Below are 631 nucleotides of genomic sequence, written 5' to 3'. Positions count from 1 at the left end.
CAACGTATCCGGCGATTTACCGGCAATGGGCTTCCAGCTTTCACTATTGGCCAGCACCTTAATCTCAAACGGCGTCAATGTACGGTTATAGACTGCGATATCATCCACTTTTCCGCCTTTAAAACCCAGCCCACGCCACCAGCCGCCGATTTGCAGGGCCGGTTCATTTTTTTTGTCGTAAAAGATGATGTCTTTGTATAACTGATCTATCACCGTTTCCATTGGTAGTTCCGATCCGTCGAGAAACAGCCTGAAGCCATCCGCTTTGGCGGAGCCATCATACGACATGGTCAGATGCACCCAGCGTTCGCGCGGTACCGGCTGATGGCTTTTTCGTGTAATTGCATTCGACGGAGCCGTATGGGCCATGCTGATTTCCAGCTTGTTATTTTTCAGGAGCAGCTGATAGCCCTTGAAGTTATAAAGCCGCTCGGCATTACTTTTATGGAAAATAACGCCTTCCTTAAACCCTTTAGGAAACCATGCCCGGAGACCGATTGTAAACGGCTCTGATTTCCGGAAAACACCCACATGCCGCAGATCGGCATAGGTGTCACCGTTCAGTTCAAGCACCTGACCGCGCGCCGTTTTAGCCAAAACCGGTTTGTCGGGGTCACCGGCATCGCGTTTC

Annotated in this window: 1 protein-coding gene; it reads right to left on the bottom strand. The window is 50.7% G+C overall.

The genetic code is table 11. The features are described 5' to 3' along the window. The coding region (locus tag BLX24_RS30975) for a LamG domain-containing protein (RefSeq protein WP_143092968.1) at positions 1–631 on the bottom strand (631 nt) is incomplete at both ends.

The organism is Arsenicibacter rosenii (assembly GCF_001870735.1).
In the GTDB taxonomy this organism is placed as follows: domain Bacteria; phylum Bacteroidota; class Bacteroidia; order Cytophagales; family Spirosomataceae; genus Arsenicibacter; species Arsenicibacter rosenii.
The sequence above is the reverse complement of the archived record's forward strand: the minus strand, read 5'-3'. Positions and strand labels throughout refer to the sequence as shown.